This is a genomic window from Candidatus Acidiferrales bacterium, from assembly GCA_035515795.1.
GTDB lineage: Bacteria > Bacteroidota > Ignavibacteria > Kryptoniales > JAKASW01 > JAKASW01.
Genome location: DATJAY010000023.1, coordinates 1 through 19222 on the forward strand (window position 1 = coordinate 1; position 19222 = coordinate 19222).

Here is a 19222-nt window from a genome sequence, read left to right on the forward strand (position 1 = left end):
AATTGCCGACATCATTACGAGACCGGCAAAGACAAAAAAGATTTTTTTCATCACAAAGCTCCGTGAATTTTCATTTTTGGACAGCTTCTTGTTTAGAGTTATTCTTCTTCCAGGGCCTGAACGAAATAAAATAAATCAGACCGATGATGATCAACAAAAATCCCCACCAAATTCCGAAATGGAGATTTCCGAAAACGACATTCCTCCCGAATGCCGAAAACATCGCTTCCGCAATATTCGAAAGAGTAATAATGATTCCATAAAGCAGCAATAGACTTCCTATGAAGAACCATATTGAAACGCCTTTGTTGTCTACCATTGTCAGCTCCTTACCAGAAAATTATTTGTAGTGCGATAAATACAGCGAACACAATGCCTGCCCAGAATATTGGCCGCTTGTACAACGGGTAGTTTCCTTCGGACGGTATTTCGGTGCAGCCACGGACAAGCCCGACTAGCTCGGACTCAGGCTTTGGTTTTGAAAGCAGACTTACAACGACTGTAATAATCACGCCAATTAAGAAACACCACAAAGCACGGAACATGTTTTCCGCCATCGGCTGCGCATACGAGGATAGCGCGATGTATTTTAATGCGCTCGGATCAATTTTCACCCACGCCCACATTCCGATGGAAGAACCGATCCCGGCAAACAATCCCCAGAAGCCGGCCTTCGGAGTGGCCTTTTTCCAAAGCATTCCGAGAAGAACGATACCGAACGTAGGTGCGACGAAGAAGCTGAACAATGCCTGCACATAATCCATGATGCTCGCAAACTGCTGCACGAGATAAGCTGTTCCAATACTTATGAAGACACCTATGATGGTACACCATCTTCCTATCTTAACGTAATACGCATCCGCTTCTTCTTTATTCGTGAAAAAAACATGCGCGGGTCTGTATATATCATAGGTCCATACGGTCGCAAATGCACTGACATTTCCCGCCATGCCTGACATGAACCCGGCAATCAGGGCCGTAATTCCGAGCCCCAACAATCCGGGACCGGCGTATCTTGCGAGCATAAGCGGAAGGACTTCGTTGAAACTGTGCGCACCGGCTGTCTTCGCAGCTATATCCTCGGGCAAGAGTCCCGGCATCACTGCGAGGCCGAGCAACCCGGGCAATATCACAATGAACGGAACCATCATCTTGAATCCGGCGCCAATGATCGGAGCCATCTTCGCCGCTCGCAAATCTTTCGCGGCCAGGACCCTCTGAACCACAAGAAAATCGGTCGTCCAGTATGCCATCGAGATGCACGCTCCCAGCCCAAACACTATGCCGACCCAGTTGATCCCCATCGGGTTGTCTTTGAAGGAACCAAGGGTACTCCAGAGATGCGTGTAGTCACCCACGGGAAAATTCTGGTGAATTTTTGCGACCATTCCGTTCCAACCACCGGCCTCCACCAGACCCAGTATCGGTATTACGAGAGCCCCGAGCCAGATAAGCATGAACTGCAACACTTCGTTGAATATCGCCGAAAGCAAACCTCCAAGAACGACGTAGACCATGACGGTAATGGATGAAACCCAAATGCTAAAATGAATATCCCAGCCAAGCACGACTTTCATAACCAAAGCCATCGCAAACATGTTGATGCCGCTCATGAGTACTGTCATAAAACCGAAAGAAACCGCGGAAAGCATGCTTGCGCTTTCGCCGTATCTTAGTTTCAGGTATCCTGGTACAGAGTGTGTCTTGCTGATGTGATAGAAAGGCATCATGACGATTGCAAGAAAAAGCATTGCGGGAATCGCGCCGACCCAGTACCAATGCGTTGCCAGAATTCCATATTGATAAGCCGATGCCGCCCAGCCCATTAATTCAAGCGAACCCAAATTTGCGGCAACGAATGAAAGACCGGCGATCCACATCGTCATTCTTCGGCCCGCCATGAAAAAATCTTCACCGGTCTTCGTAAATCTCAACAGATAGTAACCTATTACTAGGACGAAAATGAAATATATTCCAATTATGAGCGAGTCAACCCAATCGAGTGAGACGATGCTTGACCCGGCCGCAAATATCCACGCGATGAACGGCACGATTTCGCTAGTCATGAATCTCCCTTCTGCTTTTTGATCCTAATCGTTTGAAAAATGAATGGTTAAAAAACTCGAAGATAAACTTAAAGATATGGCGGTAAACTGCTTTATATCAATTCGTCGATAAGCGTTCTTCATTTATTCCTGAATGACAGGTGAGTATTCTCTTGATTCCAGGTCTAGTTGTTAGCGCTAACACCGTCAAGAATCTAATCCAACTAGTTTCCAATATCAAGGAATGCGCTCATGATCCGCAAAACCTTAAACCTGTGATTACTACCTTGCTCTGCGGACGATGAAGGCACACGATCCGTCAATCAGGAGGGAGGGTCCTGATCACCTTTCAACTCTTCCTGAAGCGCTCCCGCCTGCGAGTTTTTCAACCTCATCGACCGAAACCAAATTGAAATCTCCGGGAATTGTCTGCTTCAGGCAAGAAGCAGCGACGGCAAACTCGAGCGCTTCCCTTGTGCTGCTTTTTCTGAGCAGACCGTAGATCAACCCGCTGGCAAAAGAGTCCCCGCCGCCGACTCGGTCTACTATGAAAACATCGTATTTCTTTGACCGACGTGGCTCCTTGCAGTCTTTGTCGTCGTGCATGATGGCGCTCCACCCGTTTTGTGAAGCCGAATAACTCTCTCGGAGTGTAATTGCTACCGTCTTGAAATGAAATTTTTCCTTCAACTTCATCGCAAGTTCAAAGTACCCCTCTTGATCGAGCGTGCCTTCGTCAACATTTGTAATCCCTGCCTTCATGCCGAGACTCTTCTCGGCATCTTCTTCGTTTGCAATGCAGACATCGACATACTCCATGAGTGGAGTCATCACCGATTGCGCCTTCTGTGTCGTCCATAATTTCGCCCGATAATTTAAGTCCGCACTGACCATGACTCCGTTCTTCTTGGCCGCTGCGCAAGCCGTTTTCAATGTCTTCTGCGCTTTCTCTCCAAGTGCAGGAGTGATACCTGTCCAGTGAAACCACCTGGCATCTTTGAAAACTTTTTCCCAATCGAGCTCGTCTTCGGCAAGTTCGTTGACCGCAGAGTTAGCCCTATCATAGATGACCTTCGATCCTCTTTGGCTGGCACCTGTTTCCAGAAAATAAATTCCAATTCTATCGCCGCCACGTACGATGTAGTCCGTCTTCACACCGTACCTCCGCAGGCTGTTAACGGCAGATTGCCCGATCTCATGCTTGGGAAGTCGGGAAATGAAATAGCTGTCGAATCCGTAATTCGACAGAGCCACGGCAACGTTTGCTTCGCCGCCGCCGAAATTTATGTCGAACTGCTGCGATTGCACAAATCGTGAATAACCCGGAGTAGATAGCCGAAGCATTATTTCGCCTATCGTAACGACTTTTTCAGACATGACAATCCTTCTTAGGTAAGAATTTTAAATCGCGAATGTCAATTCGAGCCGGAGCTTTGGAAAATCCTTTCTTAAAATTCGACATTTACGATCTCCTTTCTCCTCTCGCGTTCGAGATGCTTTCCATCAAAACTTTTGCGTTGTCGGTGAGAACTTGATAATTCTCGGATGCAATTGCGTTCTTATCTAGAAGAGCCGTTCCGACGCCGACCGCGCATGCGCCGGCCTTGAGCCAGTCGCCCGCGTTGGTCAGAGTTACCCCTCCTGTCGGCATAAGCCTGAGATGCGGCATCGGCGCTAGTATTCCTTTGAAGAACGGCATTCCTACAACATCCGCAGGAAAGACCTTCACAATGTCTGCTCCGCATTCATATGCCGTCTGGATTTCAGTCGGAGTGAAAGCACCCGGCATCGCGGGAACACCGTTCCTGTGTGCCACGTCGATTATTTCCTTCTTGAATATCGGGCTGACGACATACGTTGCTCCAGCATCTATCGCTCTCTTCGCGGTCTCCGGATCCAGTACGGTTCCAACTCCGAGGATCATATAACTTCCTATTTCCCTGCTCGCATTTTCGATCACCTGGATCGCGTTGGGGACCGTCATGGTAATTTCAATCCCAGAGACTCCTCCTCTGTAAATCGCCTCAGCTACTCTGAGGAGTTTCTTAGAGTCAGATAATCTTATGACCGCAACTGCTCCCGCATCTATTATGGACTTTACTATTTGGTCTTTATTCATGCCTTCCCACAAATTGCATATTTAGAGAATTTTCTCATGATTATGAAATTATAAATTAAGGAAAGATATTACAACGAATATAATCTCGATTGTCAATCACTTGCATCGGTAAACAAACGAAATCCCCGCGACATCGAAAAATATTTCCGCAAGCTTCAATTTTTTAGCTAAGAGATAACGGCCAAGCCAACACCCTTTTTCTTCACGCATGTCTCCCGTAAAACCAGATTGGTTGGGATTTGAATGCGCTTTGGCCTGTAGTTTTCATAGTCACGAATGTGCTCTAACACGAGATCGACAGCCGTTTTGCCAAGTACATCGGTCGGTTGATTTACATAAGAAATCTCCGGTTTGATGAACCGGCTCACGCTGCTGTTGCCAAAACAGATTAGATCTATGTCATCGGGAATTTTCATTCCTACTTCAGCAGCGGCAGTGTACACGCCGAGCGCGACGGGATAAGTAACGGCGAAAATAAACTCAGGCATGTTCCCGGTCCGGTAGAATTCCATAAAGCCGTTGTAGCCGTTGTCTTCTCCAAAACCGCCGAAGACAACCCAGCCCGGATTGACCGGCAAGTCGTATTGCTTCATCGCATCGACAAAACCAGCATACCTGTCTTTACCAATGTTTATTTCTCTGTAGCCGCCAAGATGTGCGATCTTTTTGTAGCCTTTTCTTATCGCCTGCTCCACCGCATTAAACGCCCCCCCCCGATCATCCACCGTAACCTGGCTCGTACCTTTCATCTCAACAACTCTATCCATAAAGACTAACGGAACATTCCGACTCAGGACTTTTTCAAATATAGCCTTGTCTTTAGTTTGTTGGGTTATGGAAACTATGATCCCATCGACTCTCATAGCCAGCAGAGTGTCGATATGCTTCTTTTCTCTTGAAGAGTCTTCTTGAGAGACCATCAATGCAATATCGTAATTATTATTAAAGGCCGCATCATAAATTGCCTCGATTACGGAGCTGAAAAAAAAGTGCGCGATTTTGGGCACCACGACACCTATCGTATTTGATTTCTGGGAAGAGAGATTCCTCGCAGCAAAATTCGGAGTGTATCCCAGCTCCTCCGCGATTTTCTTCACCTCTTTTGTCGTCTCTCTCGAAATATCCGGATGTCCTCTAAGCGCTTTTGAGACGGTGACCTTTGAAACGTTCAGCCTTTTGGCTATGTCGTAGAGCGTGATGTGTGTTTTCTTTTTCAACTTCTTCCGTGATCCTTGTAGTTAACCAATAACTTTCCCGTTTACTTTAAATTAGCTGTTTCAAGCAAATAAAACCATATTTCAATGAAAATCAGGCATCTCTAAAGCTTATAAGCTTTCTTTGCAAGTTCATATGCCATGGCCCTCGCCATCACCTTCGCGTCTTCCTTCGTCACAATATGGCGTGCCACCATACCGGCAAGGAAATTTGCATCCATCCTGCGGGCTAAGTCGTGTCTTGCAGGGATAGACATAAACGCGCGTGTGTCGTCGGTAAAACCAACAGTGTTATAAATTCCGGCGGTCTCTGTTACACTCTCGCGGTATCTTATCATTCCTTGAAGGCTGTCATGGAACCACCATGGTGCACCCAGCTTAACTGCAGGGTAGACTCCTGCCAGCGGTGCAAGCTCCCTCGAATAAGTGGTCTCATCAAGAGTAAAAAGGACGACCGTAAGCTTCGGATTGTCACCGAATTCGTTCAGAAATTCGTGCATGCTGCGTACATACTCTGTCCGAACCGGGATGTCTCCTCCCTTGTCAGCTCCGAATCTGCTGAAAATTCTCTTGTCGTGATTCCGCATCGCGCCGGCATGGATCTGCATGACAAGCCCGTCATCGGCGCTCATCCGGGCCATCTCCATCAACATATGCGCGGTAAATGCGGAGGAATCTTTCTCACTCGCGGTTCCTTTAAGGGCACGATTAAAGATTGCTTCAGCTTCGCTTTCCGACAGTCTATGAGCATGCGGGCTTTCAATGCCCTGGTCTGTCGACACGCATCCCGTCGACTTAAAGAATTCGCGGCGATTTTCCAGAACTTTGATAAAGGTTTTGTAATCGAAAATTTGTGTGGCGGAAATCTCACCAAGTGAGTCGATCTCTTTTTTCCAGCCCGGCGAGAGAATATTTACGGCCGCGTCGGGACGAAAACATGGGATAACTCTTCGATTCCATCCAGACTCTCTTAATTTCTTGTGATATTCCAGACTGCTGGATGCCGCGTCAGTCGTCGTGAGGACTTCGATATTAAATTTCTCGAACAAAGACCGAGGCAGAAAGCTCTTGGTCTGCAGTTTCTTCCGGATGGCATCGTAAAACTTCATCGCATTCTTGGAATTCAACTTTCCTTCCATGCCGAAAACTTTTTCAAAAGTATAATCCAGCCATGCGCTACTCGGCGACGCGTCAAATAAATGATAATTGTCGGCAAAGACCTGCCAGATTTTTCTGTGATCCTTCTCCACCTCCGTACCGTCAATGGTCGGGATTCCGAGCGACTCCAGGTCAATTCCCTGCGAATAAAGCATCCGGAAAAGATAGTGGTCGGGTATGAGTATCAATTCCGTCGGATCGGGGAAAGGCTCGTTGTCGGCCAGGAGCTTCGCATCGACATGACCGTGGGGACTGATGATGGGTAGATCCTTCACGCCCTTGTATAATTCGAAGGCGATCTGCCTGACTTTCGGATCGGGATCAAAAAAACGATAGCTGTTGAGCTTTGAAGTTTTCATCGGTTTAGGGTCTTTCATAGTTAAGAACGATTCTTTGTTTGACGTACCCTTTTTGCTGTTTCACAATTAAGCCCATTCACGGAATCCGGCAATCAGCGAAAAGTCGCCATTACGAAATCTACTTCAACTGAATAAGTCGTGTAATCTTTGTCTCTCGAGACGGCCGGTTCGATCACAAACATTCTCCTGGATGACGCATTGAAAACAAGAGCGGCACTCACGGTGGCCACGCCTGTGCTATAGTCACTGCTTTGGATATACATTTGATACTTATCTCTCAGGTCACCGGTCCCTATTACATAATCGATCTCAGCCGATGGTTGTATATATATTCTTCGCGAAACATAGATGTTGCCATACAGGAGAAAGCCTGCGGAGAAAAAATCACCGTTCATCGACTCATTCAAGCGATTTAAGGGCGATGACCTATACATATCTTTCTCATATCCGAAGATCAGAGAGGCGAAGATCGGAATGGTAGCGGAGTCTCGCTTGAAATTCACCTCAAGACTCGGTGAAATCGCGTATTCAAGGACTTTGTTGCCGTTCATCTTTTGAGCCAGAGCCGCTCGAGAGACAGATACGCTGAAATCAGCTAAGCTTTCAATCGAATACCCTATCCCGCCCCCGATGGCCGTGCCAACTTTACTTGACGCGTAGGCGGCGCCAACTTCAAAACCGCTTTCTCCGTTCTTGAGGAACGTACCTTGCGAGAACCCTATGCTCACACTCAAGAAAGAAAAAAAGATAGTCAAGAGAATATGTCTCATAAACATTGTAACTCCTTTTCGTAAAAATTGGCAAGTAATTCCTTACAGTTAGCCCGGATGGCATCTTCCAATTCTTCATGCAGGGTCAATTGGACACCGGCGCTTTCTGAAGAAGCCACGCGAATAAATTTCGCGCCGCAATTCTGTTTTCAAAATCATCAGGGAGTTTTCTATTGTCCATGTATTCATTATAGAACCACGGGTCGCCCACCGCAAAGACAAATCCTTTTCCGAATTTTGCCGACGCCATGATGACATCACTCTTATCGACAAGCTCCGCCTTTGCCTGCCCTGAAATACTCAAAGTGCTGATCTCTTTCAGAAAGATCTTTTTAACGCCTTTGAATATTGGGCTTCCCGGGAAATCGACAAATGCGCCGTCGTCGTAATTCTTTCCCCCTACATGATTCCGGCTATCTTGATTAAAATGAATTCCGAAATGTTCGGCGAGTCTGTTAAGATTGGCAAACTCGCAGTTGCCGCTATCGTTCGCAAAGAGGACAAGAACCCCGCCGCGGCTCACCCAATTCACGATCGCTTCGACAGATTTATCGTCGATGTAATTCGGGTGCGGACTTTCAAGAGGCGTATCGGGATCGACTATAATGTAAAGACCTAACTTGCTCAAGTCATTTTCCGTGGGGGCAGAATCGAGTTCCGTCAACTCTGCATCGAGCTGCGTCAGAATATCCCCAAGTTGAGAGTAACCCGTGTTCTCCGTATCTTCCCAGACGTAATGGAAGCGGCGCTCTTTCCCATCCTTATCCTTTTTCCATTCGTTGTTGAAATAATAATCGAGACCTATCTTTTTGCCCTCACCGACATTTACCATCGAAGTGTCCTGCTTCAAAAAGTTTTTCAGCGGAACCTCCAATTCTCTGATTCCGCTAACAACGAGAGCGGCAATCTGGATTGCGCCGTATTGTGTAAAATGCGTGTCGTCTTGTTTCCCCTCCGGCAAAAGCCGATATTTTCCGGGCGGTATCCAGAGAAAAATTTTCTCCGATCCATCGGGCCCGAGCCCGTCGAACAGCGTCTCATCTCTGGCTTGAAGATCGATCAGCGGAACGTTCTCGTCTCTCGCGATCTCTTTGACCACTGCCGGATAGTCCCCGTGAGTGTTGATGCATTTCCCATTGTCATCGAACTTACGGCGATCAACCGGAGTGACCAAAATCGGAACGGCGCCTTTCTCCCTTGACTCCCGGACAAATTTCAGCAGATTCTGTTTGTATGCCGTATGGGGCTCAGCGTACCGGGATGTGTCCTCTTTCTTCTCGTCATTATGACCAAACTGAATGAAAACGTAATCGCCGTTCTTTATCTGGTCCAGCACCGATTGCCAGAGTCCCTGGTCTATGAAGCTTTTTGTGCTCCTCCCGTTCTTCGCATAATTCAAGACAGCGACCCTGTCGTCAAAGAACATCGGGATCATTTGTCCCCAGCCTCTCTCCGGATTGTCGGCGAGGGGTTTATCGGCCATCGTCGAGTCTCCGATCAGAAAAACTCTCACTTCGGCGTCGCGGTACACGTTGCCGGAAAATCCCGCCGTCAACATTAGAAGAAATATCTGAAGCGTTCTCTTCATGTATGCATTTCTCATCTTGCTTGCACGACGCTGATAATCCTAGAAAGACGCCACTAGAGAAAACCTGTTCACATTAGTAAATACATCCATCTTAGAAAAAGAATAATTAACTTCCCAAGCTGTCCCGCCGACTTGCACATTAAATCCGGCGCCAGCGGACCATGACTGGATATCACGATTCGTTTGGTAACCTCCTCTGAGCGCAAGCATGCCGAGAACTTTGTATTCCATACCGAGGTTGAATCTTTCGGAATAATTATTCGGATGAAGGAAGTCGGCAGCGAGCGTGAGTGCAGTTCCCTTGTCGTGGTTCTGATCCACGAAATCCATCAAATCGATTGCTCCGCCGACCGTGAACAATAACGGGAGTTGTTCGGCATATACTTCGCGTGTCACGTCGGACGCAAAATTCCGTATCGCCATTCCGAACCTAAAATCGTTGAAGGATGTATAGTATTTCACGCCGATGTCAAAGGCCAGTTTTGCAGCGTCGTTCTTGACGGAAGTCCCGTCTACAAAATTGTTAACGCCGAGATTCTGTCCGGCGTATTTCACGGTGCCCCCAACCATGAACTGGCTGCTGATCGCTTTCGCATAACTTATGCCGAAAGAATATGCTCCTACGTTCGGTATCGGGCCTGTATCGAGGTACCCTTTCTGCACATCGATAGTGGTTCCGATAAGCGTTCCATAGTCGACGGAAAGGAGATTTACACCGACGACGCCGTAGTTTCCGATCTTCCAGGAGATCGCGCCAGCATAGTAATTGATGTCAGCGATCCACTGTGTAAAATTTACGGACGCGTTGTATGTGGTGTTCATCTCCGCCAATCCCGCGGGGTTGTAAAACATTGCATCGGCGCCGGTCCCGAATGCGGAATAAGCTTCTCCCATCCCGCTGGCTTCCGGAGAGACACTCACAAGGAGGAAATCCATCGTGCTCTGCCCAAGCTTGTTCAAGTTAACCTGCGCGCGCGTACCCACTGAAGTTGTCACCAGCAATGCAAGCACTATCTCAAAAACTCTTTTCGATCTCATCTAATAAACTCCCTTCTGCCTACCTGACTATGATAAATTTCTGGAAAGACGTCTCACCATCGGGCTTTTGAAACACGGCGATATAAACACCGCTATAAGCTACTTGCTGGCTTGATGTCAGCAGGTTCCATTGCTCTGTGCCTGCATCAGCAATTTTCTGATTATGATTTATGGTGTACACCAGATCGCCATTTTCCGTATAAATCTTGATCGTGCAGACAGATGGCAGATTGAAAAAAGCAATCGTTCCAAAAGGGGCCAAAACGGGATCTAACCTACCAGTCACCACCTGCAACGGATCTTTGACGTTGTAAGGATTCGGCACAATTCTAATTTTCGAAAGATCATTTTGTGCCGGGCCGGGTCGAGGTATGGAACGAGTGTTCGGATAGAGAGTCCTGCCGCTGTAGATAATTTTTCCTCTTGTCGTGGGATCTGCATTCGGATCGGTAATTCCTATTCTAGCTTTCGACTGTACATAATAGTATGCATTTGCTAAATACATCGCAGTCGAATCTATAAAGAAATGAGACACTCCAACGTCGGTGGAGTCAGAATCATAGACCTGAACATACGCAACCGTGTCGAAGGCTGATATTCTACGCATGATTCTGTAGCCCGCGAAATTTGGCATACTCTCCGCCTGGGGATCGGACCACATTATCGAATCAGCGTGACTTGTATAACTGATGCTGACAGCCTGCGGAGGAGGAGGAGCTTGCGGAATCTGGTAGCCATGATCATAATTCCATTTTGCTCTAGATGCGCTTAACATTACGGAGTCTATTCCCATGCTTATCCATCTATCCTTGCTTTTATCAAACTCGGTCGCACCGGTAGGAAACTGGAACGTCGGAGGAAGCCATCCGGTATTCGGATCGGGCATATTCGGCGGATCCTGAAGTGTCCGATGAAGCCATTCATCGCCGACTTCCTTTCCTTTGTCAAATCCGATTCCTGTGAAGCCGCTTGCTATGACGATATGGATTTTCTGCCCGGGGTAAAATGTATACGGACCGAAACTGCAAGTCCTGTAGGAAACACCTCCACGCTCGGCCGATGGAAAGAAGAAAGGACTAGAGATTCCAATTTCGTCCGGATTTTCACAATGGTGACTACCGGCAATTTCGCCGGTCATTGGATCCATATCCGAAAACGCTCCCCTGACAGCGAAGAAATTCTTGTTCCCATATTGATCGTCCGAAGAGACGTATGGCAGCACGTTTGAGACTCCCGAATAAGTTACTGCCGGCTCCGAAGCATCGTCCTGGTCACCGGACGGATTAGTGCTGTCGTAAGGTTGAGACGCGTGGAGGATTGCATAGTATGTCATGTTCGGCGCAATCAATCTTCCATTCGACGAACCTACGGGTGCGCCCATATTGTCGCCAGGTTTAGCGGGATCATCAGCGCTGTATTCAAAGAAAACTCGAAGTGAATCTCCGGGCCTTCCTCCGTAATAGTGCTGCCAGCTGATCGTGGGATCATACGTCTCGTTTGTTAACGGCGCCGGATCATTCCCGTTTGAGAAAATTGCATTCGCGGCTGTCTCCTGCAAGTTTATGTACAGGCTGTCCAGCGTATCCTGCAACACGTTTGTAAAAATGAAATCACCTACTGCGTAGTCATTATTATAGCTCTGCGACCATACAAGCACTTTGCGATCGACTGTAACGCCAAACACGCTTGAGTCTACGACATCCGCGATTTCATCCGCTGTGGTATTTGTAAATCCGGAGTACGATGGATTATAAGTGCCGAAACCGGCTACAGGGACACTTCCACCGTTTATAGTTTGTGATGGATAATTGTACCTCAAATAATTCGTTAGGGAACCAATAATCCGGCCGTTTTGCAGGTAAGTATTTATGTAGCTGTAGACCGCGGGAATTTCGACAGTGTCTATCGTGACTTTATTGCGCACAAAAGTATGGTGCCAGTGCGGGACGGCCAAAACAATTCCCGCTCCTGTAAAAGCCTGAGGATACTGTCCCCTGTCGGCCATGATGCCGTAATCGTTTGGGAAAAAACTGGTCGAGGGATCAATGTTCACGTTCATCGGACCACCATTACCGGGCATCCCGAACCAAAGATGGCCTAGCCTGATAGTTGTTGTCGGAGACTGAGCCCAAACAATGCCGCAAGAACTCATCAATATCAGCGATATGAGAAAATTAAATCCTTTACTTATCATGACCTATTCCCTTCTTGAGGTTTTTTTCTATGTTCCATGGTCTTAGAAGTCTATTTTCACTCCGAACCATATGTCTCTCGGTTGACCGTACATGAACAGGTCGGCGAACGCGGGATTATGTATGTAAGGCTTGCTGGGGGAATTCAAGTCGCCGACTTTGTCATTGCCGGGAATATACCAACCGGGATTTTCAAGACGTAGGTTATCAAAGAGAGAAGAATTGTATATGGGCAAACGCAGTGTAGCCAGATACTCTGTTTCATCAGTGGCGCTCAAGAATGCGTAAGGCGGAGTTGAGTTTGATATTGCTCCGGTTCCGCCATAAGCCTGTTGATTGTATAATGCGGTCTCTTCACCCAACAGACTTATTTTCGTATTAAATACATTTGTTACATCCACAAAGAACGATGCCGCCAGCCCGGCGATCTTGAATTGTTTCTCGAGTCGCGCATCGATCCTGAAAAATCCTGGCCATTGCAGATATATGTTCCTGAGCTGAGGATCGGAGACAGTTCCCGTAAATAATGGAAAGTATTCCCCGTTCTTCCATGTGCCGAAAATGGTCAACGCCCAATTGCCAAGCAGGTCAAGCCCCGCGGGCTGCGGTCCCCAATTCTGCGGAGACCTCAGAATCAAGTCCCCGTTCAGTTGTGGGGCAGCAAAAGTGGGTTGTTCATTGCCGATATACAGGCTAGCTCCGGTGGTATCCGGGATCTCGTTTATTTTCTGGTACCCGGTGAGTCCCGTCTTTCTAAATTCATAATTGAAATTTATCCATCCGTTTATCCATGAGTTATCGCGTTTGGATAATTCCACTTCGACACCCTGTATATTCTGATACTCATTGCCGAGGTAGCTATTGTATGTGACTCCATTACTGGCTGCATTATATGTCACCCTTCCCGGCTTTCCTGTGACATCCTTATAGTAACCGGACACGCGAAGCATCACACCTCCGATGGGGTTGTATTCCACGCCAGTTTCATATTGGATTGTCCGCGGAGGCTCCATGTTAGGGTTGGACATCATATACAAGCCTTGTTTCGTGTATCTATATTGGAAATCATACATCGAATAATATGGCGGGCTGGATCGAAAGTGACCGTAATTAAAATAGAACTTGGAGTTCTCCGTTATCGGAAACGAAAGACCGACACGAGGGCTGATGGCATAAAAGTTTTGTATAGGCTGCAAAAACCCAGGTTCCACAGCATTCAGACTATCCCACTTATGCCATATCTGCGATTGGCCAGTTGCCAAATATTGATAGAGCCCTGTAGTGTCTTGCGGTAAAAATATTGTGGAGTATGCGAAGGCACTGTCGGAGCTCGGCCAGAGTCCGCCTCCTCCGTAGTAGTAGTCGAAACGAATGCCAAGATTCGCGACTATTCCTTCATAGTTTATCTGGTCCTGCAAATAAAGACCGGTCTGACTCGGCTTTTCATGATAGTTGAACTCGTAAGTATTGTAGGCATTGTTGTTCCATGTCTCATAAAAATTGTGATTCAAATCGAATTCATTATATTCGATACCTCCCTTCACGAAATTATGTTCACCTATCTGAGAAGAAAAGTCTCCCTTCGCCGTATATGAGTACGATTTTGAGTTGTCGTGCAGATCGCCTTCCTTGCTTCTGAATCTAAATAATGAAACCCATGGTGTGCTGGGCGGATCGTCATAGGATGCAAAAGTGAATGTGTCTGTCGGAGAATAGACCCTATGATTTGGAGCAAACTGCAATTTCCCGTAGGGCGACTCATCGAGATTAAATGGGCCAATTTCCGTGATCAGAGAGGTGTTCCTATTGTCTCCTGTCGGAGAATTATCCGATATCTCCGACCTGTTCAGAGTAATCTCATAAAAAGTCGTCGGACTCAACAGATGATTGAACGTCAAACCGGTTACGAGAGTTGTTTGATCGAGAATCGGGAAATATGCCTGGTCATACAGATAATTGTAACCGTCTCCAATTATGCTTGTGTTGCTGTAGATCCACTGGAGGTTATCCTGTTGCATGAAACCTCCTCTGTTGGAAACATCAGGGAGATCTCCATTAGGAGGCCGAATCGGACTCACGCCGATTTCTCTCTTCCAGAGTCCGTTGAGGGTCAGCGACATAGCGGCAGACGGCATTGCCTTGACTGACAGCATGGTTACCGAGGTGAAATCGTTATCGAGAGTAACAGGTTCCATGTAGTTCGTGTTCTTCGTATTGTTAGAGATGTAGAAAGTAGCATCACCTAGTGCCTTCCCGATAAGGGGGACCGGTCCACCGAAACCTCCGTCAAGATTGTAATCGCTGCCACCTTCTTTGTTTGCATGGTTGAGAAATGCGCTGCGAGTGCTGGTCAGCAGCGTTTCGGCCTGAGTGATTGTCATGTTTCCAAGTATGGTCGGATCCGACTGCATTTGTTTATTCAACCCGTTATAATCCGGGACGGTTGTGGTCATCCAGGCCATCAGCATATACATTTCAAGCGGAGTCACCTGTTGACTCAGCGGTTTTCCCTTGTTATAGGCGGAGGCTGCCGAGTCCCAACCGGGAACGAAAAGCAACTGGCTGGTGGTATCTGGATGAAATGCCACACTCGGATCCAAGTAAGGGCCGAGTATGGAATTATGAGGATCATACAGCGAATTTCCGAATCTCCGCATGTGGGATTGATCTCTTGAGACAGTCAGTGTACCATGATATGCGCTGGCAGTTCCGGTTTTCGTGGTAAAGTTGACCAAACCCGATCTGAAATTTCCATACTCCGCATTGTAGCCGCCGGACAATACGGACACCTGGTCAATCGAGCTTAGCGGAAGGTTCGTCTCGGAATTTCCCACCGCGGGGTTGTCGTAGGCAAGCCCATTCACCATGGTACCGACTTCGTCGGCCGTGCCTCCCCGGATAGTCAAGTAACCGTTCACGTCGACAGAAATACCGGGAAGCTTTTCAAGGAATTGGTTGATCTCTCTTATACCGGAAGTATTAAGAATTTCCGCGTTCGTGACAACCATTTGCGTCCCCGAGACCTCTTTGTGCAGCTCGTTTCTCTCTGCAGTGATCACAACTTCCCCAGTTTTGATTTCTGCAGATTCCAGCGCGAAATCTTCCGTGGCAACTCTCTCAATAGCGACAACTACCCCCTTCACAACCACGGGGGTGTAGCCGATCATAGACGCCCTGAGATCGTAGGTACCAGCAGGCACATTCACAATGAAGTATTTGCCGTTGATGTCCGAAGTTGCTCCCAAACTCGTTCCGACGACAAAAACGTTTACGCCCGGCAACGTTTCTCCGGTCTTAGCGTCTTTCACCGTCCCCTGAATTTTGCTTCTCGATTGTGAATAAGAAATCGAAGCGAAAGCAAAAACTATGATCGCGAATGGCAATCCCAGCTTCAAGATTCTATGCAACATTCTCAATCTCATAATTAGCTCCTAAATGTTTTTGAACGTCATGGTACACGGGTATTTGTTCACCTTCATGCGGACGAGGACATTCCACCTTTCAACAACTGCAAGATACATTAGACGATACGGCGGCGAGAACTACCATAGTGGAACAGAACCTGACACTGCAGACGATGTAGCAATTATCCAACTCGAAGCCTTTCCTTAATCAAACCGGGTTAAAAGTGAACGTTTAAGTTAACGGTTACTTTAACCGGTCATAATATGTGTAATATAATTTTGAATGTCAAGGATTTTCTATTTATCTGCTAAGGATGGACAAAAAATGCGCCTTTGACGCAAAGCGTGCTGCTTCCATGCCGGAAATCACCGCTTTAGTGAAATCCGCGAACGCAGGACGGGATTCCCTCCCCGTCCTGCAGAATCTTCTATTGAGGTCTTTGATTAGAAATGCTTTCAGACATAATTAGCGATGATCGCCTCTAACAGTTCTTGCTTTCCGCTGAGTTGTTTCGGCTCGCCGCCCTTCTCTGCTAGTTTTCTTAAATCGTCCAGAGCAAGCTTCCCCTTTTCGAATTCCGCACCCGCACCACTGTCGAAAGAGGAATATCTTTTCCGCCTGAACTCAAGGTAATCCGACTCCTTAAGAATTTTGTCGGCAATAATTAATGCTTTTGCAAATGTGTCCATGCCGGAAACATGCGCGATGAAAATGTCTTCAGGATCAGTTGAACTTCTTCTGGTTTTGGCGTCGAAATTTATTCCGCCGGCAGTGAATCCTCCAGCCTGCAAAATCACAAGCATGGCCTCGACCACCTCATGCACGTTGACGGGAAATTGGTCGGTGTCCCATCCATTTTGATAATCGCCCCGGTTTGCATCTATACTTCCAAGCAGGCCGGCATCGGCGGCAGCTTGAAGCTCGTGCTGGAAAGTATGTCCCGCGAGCGTGGCATGGTTCACCTCGATGTTGAGCTTGAAATCATTTTCGAGCCCATGCTTGTGAATAAAACCTATGACGGTCTCGGCATCGAAATCGTACTGGTGTTTCGTAGGTTCCATTGGCTTCGGCTCGATAAGAAATGTTCCTTTGAAGCCTTTACTCCTCGCGTAATCTCGCGCCATCTTAAGAAACATCCCAAGGTGTTCTTTTTCTCTCTTCATGTCCGTATTGAGAAGAGAAAAATATCCTTCGCGGCCGCCCCAGAACACATAGTTTGCTCCGCCCAGCTCGATCGTGGCGTCCAGAGTCCGCTTGACTTGTGTGCCGGCATAAGCGATCACATTAAAATCGGGATTCGTCGCTGCACCGTTCATATAACGAGGGTTACTGAAAAGGTTCGACGTTCCCCAGAGAAGTTTCACCCCTGAGGCGGCCTGTTTTTCTTTCGCATAATCGACCATGGCTCGAATTCTACTGTCCGATTCTCCAATCGTCGCGCCTTCGTCGACGATATCAAAATCATGGAAGCAATAAAACGGAGTACCAATCTTTGTCATAAACTCAAATGCGGCATCCATCTTGGCTTTAGCTCTCTTTATTGAATCGTCGGACTCGTTCCATTTGAAATCCTTTGTACCAGGGCCGAACGGATCGTTTCCGGTATTGCAGAAGGAGTGCCAGTATGCGGTCGAAAATCTCAAATGATCTTGGAGTCTCTTTCCGGCAACCACCTTGTCAGGATCGTACCACTTAAAAGCAAGAGGATTTTTAGACGACTGCCCCTCATACTTTACCTGGTTAATACCGGGGAAGTATTCTATCTGGCCTAAAGTTAAGTTAATCTTCATTTTTTTCTCCCAAAGATTGTAGATTAGTTTGTAATTCGTTCAGCCATTTTTCGTAAGCCGCTTTATATTTCGAGATATTATTGGAATCTGGCTCGACCGTCATCAAGCACTCCAGCCCCCTAAACGACTCGTCCAAAGAAGGATGAAATCCTGCGCCGAAAGCCGACGCTCTCGCAGCTCCCAGCGCGCCGTCGGTATTGTAAAGCTGGATCACTGCTCCGCTGAGTGAGGCAATTGTCTCTCTAAATATTTTGCTCAAGAACATATTTGCCATGCCGGCACGAATAATTTTTGAATCGACTCCGAGTTCCTTCAAAATATTTATCCCGTAATAAAATGAGAATGCAACGCCTTCGAGAACGGACCGTGTGAGGTGTTTTCGAGAATGAATGTTGAAATTCAATCCGGAGAATGAGGCCCCGATCTCTAAGTTTGTAAGCATTCGCTCCGCGCCATTTCCAAACGGCAGAAAAACCAAACCATCCGAGCCGATTCTGATCTCTCCGGCTGCGCGATTCATTTCCTCATATGGGATGGACGAGTCGAAAATTGTTTTTCGCATCCAACTATTTGAGATTCCCGTGCCATTTATACAGAGGAGAATTCCAAGTCTTCTCTTATCTTTCGTATGATTGACATGAGCAAAAGTGTTCACTCGCTGGTCTCTGTCAAATTTGATTTGATCGCTTACTCCATAAACGACACCGGAAGTGCCGGCGGTCGCTGCAATTTCACCCGGACGCAGCACGTTAAGTGAGAATGCATTGTTCGGCTGATCGCCCGCCCTATAGGTTATCGGAATGCCGCTCTTTAAACCAAGCTCGTCGGCGGATTCTTTCGTAAGCGTACCCTGATGTCCAAATACGGGGACTATTCCGGGAATCATAGCTTCACTGATCCCTAGATGCGCCATAAGAAAATGTGCCGGCTCTTCCGATTCGAAGTTCCACATTATTCCTTCCGAGAGGCCCTCGGCTGTTGTAGAAATTTCGCCGGTCATTTTCATCGCGATGTAATCTCCCGGCAGCATGAACTTGAAAGTCTTTTCGAAGACAGAACGTTCGTTTTCGATCACCCATCTGAGCTTGGATGCCGTAAAATTTCCCGGAGAGTTCAGCAAGAATCGAAGACATTTTTCTTTCCCGATCTCGGCGAACGCCTTGCTGCCTATTCCAACGGCTCTGCTGTCGCACCAGATAATAGATGGTCTCAAGACATCTTTGCGTTTGTCTACCAAAACTAAACCGTGCATTTGATACGTTATGCCGATCGCCGAAATGTCGGATGCCGACACTCGTGAAGATGAAAGAATTTCCGCAGAAACTTTTTTTACCGCGTTCCACCATGTCTCGGGATTCTGCTCGGCCCAGCCGGGTTTCGGAGAGTCTATTCTCATCTCGTCTTTTGGATAAGTGGCGCTCGCCACCGCTTCGCCCGACTTGACGTCGTAGAGCGCCGCTTTAATGGATGAGCTGCCGATATCGTAACCAACAGTCAGCATAAGTCTCAGTATCTCCCTGCAAAATAGAAAAACAAATTTGAAA

The 19222-nt window shown here is 47.3% G+C and carries 14 protein-coding genes; 1 reads left to right on the forward strand and 13 read right to left on the reverse strand.

The window, feature by feature from the left end; genetic code table 11:
• Positions 1–70: 70 nt before the first annotated feature.
• From VLX91_09795 to VLX91_09845, 11 genes are all read right to left on the reverse strand, one after another.
• Positions 71–319, reverse strand: a complete 249-nt coding sequence (locus VLX91_09795; protein HUI30497.1) for a hypothetical protein — start codon at positions 317–319, stop codon at positions 71–73.
• Positions 320–329: 10 nt separating this feature from the next.
• On the reverse strand, positions 330–2066 hold the full coding sequence (locus VLX91_09800; protein HUI30498.1) for a sodium:solute symporter family protein: 1737 nt from the start codon (positions 2064–2066) through the stop codon (positions 330–332).
• A 321-nt stretch (positions 2067–2387) separates the two neighbouring features.
• Positions 2388–3422 carry a sugar kinase gene (locus VLX91_09805; protein ID HUI30499.1) on the reverse strand — a complete coding sequence of 345 codons (1035 nt, stop codon included), beginning with the start codon at positions 3420–3422 and terminating at the stop codon, positions 2388–2390.
• Between the two features lie 85 nt (positions 3423–3507).
• Positions 3508–4164: a bifunctional 4-hydroxy-2-oxoglutarate aldolase/2-dehydro-3-deoxy-phosphogluconate aldolase gene (locus tag VLX91_09810; GenBank protein ID HUI30500.1), complete on the reverse strand. Its 657-nt coding sequence runs from the start codon at positions 4162–4164 to the stop codon at positions 3508–3510.
• Between the two features lie 167 nt (positions 4165–4331).
• Positions 4332–5381 carry a LacI family DNA-binding transcriptional regulator gene (locus tag VLX91_09815; protein ID HUI30501.1) on the reverse strand — a complete coding sequence of 350 codons (1050 nt, stop codon included), beginning with the start codon at positions 5379–5381 and terminating at the stop codon, positions 4332–4334.
• Positions 5382–5482: 101 nt separating this feature from the next.
• Positions 5483–6895 (reverse strand): glucuronate isomerase, encoded by a 1413-nt coding sequence (gene uxaC, locus VLX91_09820; protein ID HUI30502.1) that lies wholly within the window; start codon positions 6893–6895, stop codon positions 5483–5485.
• A 92-nt stretch (positions 6896–6987) separates the two neighbouring features.
• On the reverse strand, positions 6988–7665 hold the full coding sequence (locus VLX91_09825) for a hypothetical protein (GenBank protein HUI30503.1): 678 nt from the start codon (positions 7663–7665) through the stop codon (positions 6988–6990).
• Positions 7666–7750: 85 nt separating this feature from the next.
• Positions 7751–9253: a DUF4350 domain-containing protein gene (locus VLX91_09830; protein HUI30504.1), complete on the reverse strand. Its 1503-nt coding sequence runs from the start codon at positions 9251–9253 to the stop codon at positions 7751–7753.
• A 39-nt stretch (positions 9254–9292) separates the two neighbouring features.
• Entirely contained in the window at positions 9293–10291 is a 999-nt protein-coding gene (locus VLX91_09835) for a PorV/PorQ family protein (GenBank protein ID HUI30505.1), read from the reverse strand.
• A 19-nt stretch (positions 10292–10310) separates the two neighbouring features.
• Positions 10311–12485, reverse strand: coding sequence for a hypothetical protein (locus tag VLX91_09840; GenBank protein ID HUI30506.1), 2175 nt, complete (start codon positions 12483–12485; stop codon positions 10311–10313).
• 42 nt (positions 12486–12527) lie between these two features.
• Positions 12528–15893, reverse strand: a complete 3366-nt coding sequence (locus VLX91_09845; GenBank protein HUI30507.1) for a TonB-dependent receptor — start codon at positions 15891–15893, stop codon at positions 12528–12530.
• Positions 15894–15918: 25 nt separating this feature from the next.
• Between VLX91_09845 and VLX91_09850 the strand changes: the two genes are divergently transcribed.
• Positions 15919–16095: a hypothetical protein gene (locus VLX91_09850; GenBank protein ID HUI30508.1), complete on the forward strand. Its 177-nt coding sequence runs from the start codon at positions 15919–15921 to the stop codon at positions 16093–16095.
• A gap of 248 nt (positions 16096–16343) precedes the next feature.
• On the opposite strand, the gene xylA is transcribed toward VLX91_09850, so the two are convergent.
• Positions 16344–17678, reverse strand: a complete 1335-nt coding sequence (gene xylA / locus VLX91_09855) for a xylose isomerase (GenBank protein ID HUI30509.1) — start codon at positions 17676–17678, stop codon at positions 16344–16346.
• Complete coding sequence (locus VLX91_09860; protein HUI30510.1) at positions 17668–19179, reverse strand: FGGY family carbohydrate kinase; 1512 nt, start codon at positions 19177–19179, stop codon at positions 17668–17670. The genes xylA and VLX91_09860 overlap by 11 nt, the downstream gene beginning before the upstream one ends.
• Between the last annotated feature and the right edge of the window lie 43 nt (positions 19180–19222).